The 2,933-nt window shown below is 52.3% G+C and carries 1 rRNA gene; it reads left to right on the forward strand.

Annotated features, from left to right (window positions below):
- Nucleotides 1-2 precede the first annotated feature (2 nt).
- A 23S ribosomal RNA gene (locus tag ACFFIX_RS27575) occupies nt 3-2,932 on the forward strand.
- Nucleotide 2,933: the final 1 nt, after the last annotated feature.

A 2,933-nucleotide genomic window follows, 5' to 3' on the forward strand; every position in this document is an offset into this window, starting at 1 on the left:
ACGGTTAAGTTAGAAAGGGCGCACGGTGAATGCCTTGGCACTAGGAGCCGATGAAGGACGGGACTAACACCGATATGCTTCGGGGAGCTGTAAGTAAGCTTTGATCCGGAGATTTCCGAATGGGGAAACCCACTGTTCGTAATGGAACAGGATTTATATCTGAATACATAGGATATAAAAGGCAGACCCGGGGAACTGAAACATCTAAGTACCCGGAGGAAGAGAAAGCAAACGCGATTTCCTGAGTAGCGGCGAGCGAAACGGAATTAGCCCAAACCAAGAGGCTTGCCTCTTGGGGTTGTAGGACACTCTATACGGAGTTACAAAGGAACGAAGTAAATGAAGAGGTCTGGAAAGGCCCGTCAAAGAAGGTAACAACCCTGTAGTTGAAACTTCGTTCCCTCCAGAGTGGATCCTGAGTACGGCGGGACACGAGAAATCCCGTCGGAAGCAGGGAGGACCATCTCCCAAGGCTAAATACTCCCTAGTGACCGATAGTGAACCAGTACCGTGAGGGAAAGGTGAAAAGCACCCCGGAAGGGGAGTGAAACAGATCCTGAAACCGTGTGCCTACAAGTAGTCAGAGCCCGTTAACGGGTGATGGCGTGCCTTTTGTAGAATGAACCGGCGAGTTACGATCCCGTGCAAGGTTAAGTTGATGAGACGGAGCCGCAGCGAAAGCGAGTCTGAATAGGGCGAATGAGTACGTGGTCGTAGACCCGAAACCAGGTGATCTACCCATGTCCAGGGTGAAGTTCAGGTAACACTGAATGGAGGCCCGAACCCACGCACGTTGAAAAGTGCGGGGATGAGGTGTGGGTAGCGGAGAAATTCCAATCGAACCTGGAGATAGCTGGTTCTCTCCGAAATAGCTTTAGGGCTAGCCTTAAGATTAGAGTCTTGGAGGTAGAGCACTGATTGGACTAGGGGCCCTCATCGGGTTACCGAATTCAGTCAAACTCCGAATGCCAAAAACTTATTCTTAGGAGTCAGACTGCGAGTGATAAGATCCGTAGTCAAGAGGGAAACAGCCCAGACCACCAGCTAAGGTCCCAAAGTATACGTTAAGTGGAAAAGGATGTGGAGTTGCTTAGACAACCAGGATGTTGGCTTAGAAGCAGCCACCATTTAAAGAGTGCGTAATAGCTCACTGGTCGAGTGACTCTGCGCCGAAAATGTACCGGGGCTAAACGTATCACCGAAGCTGTGGACTGTTCTTTTAGAACAGTGGTAGGAGAGCGTTCTAAGGGCAGAGAAGCCAGACCGGAAGGACTGGTGGAGCGCTTAGAAGTGAGAATGCCGGTATGAGTAGCGAAAGATGGGTGAGAATCCCATCCACCGAATGCCTAAGGTTTCCTGAGGAAGGCTCGTCCGCTCAGGGTTAGTCGGGACCTAAGCCGAGGCCGAAAGGCGTAGGCGATGGCCAACAGGTTGAAATTCCTGTACCACCTCCTCACCATTTGAGCAATGGGGGGACGCAGAAGGATAGGGTAAGCGCGCTTTTGGATATGCGCGTCCAAGCAGTGAGGCTGACAATGAGGCAAATCCCGTTGTCATAAGGCTGAGCTGTGATGGCGAGGGAAATTAAGTACCGAAGTTCCTGATTTCACACTGCCAAGAAAAGCCTCTAGCGAGGTGAGAGGTGCCCGTACCGCAAACCGACACAGGTAGGCGAGGAGAGAATCCTAAGGTGTGCGAGAGAACTCTCGTTAAGGAACTCGGCAAAATGACCCCGTAACTTCGGGAGAAGGGGTGCTCATTAGGGTTTATAGCCTTGATGAGCCGCAGTGAATAGGCCCAGGCGACTGTTTAGCAAAAACACAGGTCTCTGCGAAGCCGCAAGGCGAAGTATAGGGGCTGACACCTGCCCGGTGCTGGAAGGTTAAGAGGAGAGGTTAGCGCAAGCGAAGCTTTGAATTGAAGCCCCAGTAAACGGCGGCCGTAACTATAACGGTCCTAAGGTAGCGAAATTCCTTGTCGGGTAAGTTCCGACCCGCACGAAAGGTGTAACGATCTGGGCACTGTCTCAACGAGAGACTCGGTGAAATTATAGTACCTGTGAAGATGCAGGTTACCCGCGACAGGACGGAAAGACCCCGTGGAGCTTTACTGTAGCCTGATATTGAATTTTGGTACAGCTTGTACAGGATAGGTAGGAGCCTGAGAAGCCGGAGCGCTAGCTTCGGTGGAGGCGTCGGTGGGATACTACCCTGGCTGTATTGAAATTCTAACCCGCAGCCGTGATCCGGCTGGGAGACAGTGTCAGGTGGGCAGTTTGACTGGGGCGGTCGCCTCCTAAAATGTAACGGAGGCGCCCAAAGGTTCCCTCAGAATGGTTGGAAATCATTCGTAGAGTGTAAAGGCACAAGGGAGCTTGACTGCGAGACCTACAAGTCGAGCAGGGACGAAAGTCGGGCTTAGTGATCCGGTGGTTCCGCATGGAAGGGCCATCGCTCAACGGATAAAAGCTACCCCGGGGATAACAGGCTTATCTCCCCCAAGAGTCCACATCGACGGGGAGGTTTGGCACCTCGATGTCGGCTCATCGCATCCTGGGGCTGTAGTCGGTCCCAAGGGTTGGGCTGTTCGCCCATTAAAGCGGTACGCGAGCTGGGTTCAGAACGTCGTGAGACAGTTCGGTCCCTATCCGTCGTGGGCGCAGGAAATTTGAGAGGAGCTGTCCTTAGTACGAGAGGACCGGGATGGACGCACCGCTGGTGTACCAGTTGTCTTGCCAAAGGCATAGCTGGGTAGCTATGTGCGGAAGGGATAAGTGCTGAAAGCATCTAAGCATGAAGCCCCCCTCAAGATGAGATTTCCCATCACATTATGTGAGTAAGATCCCTGAAAGATGATCAGGTTGATAGGTCTGAGGTGGAAGCGTGGCGACATGTGTAGCTGACAGATACTAATCGATCGAGGACTTAACCATT

Origin of the sequence: Metabacillus herbersteinensis (genome assembly GCF_042433335.1) — a bacterium.
GTDB lineage: Bacteria > Bacillota > Bacilli > Bacillales > Bacillaceae > Metabacillus > Metabacillus herbersteinensis.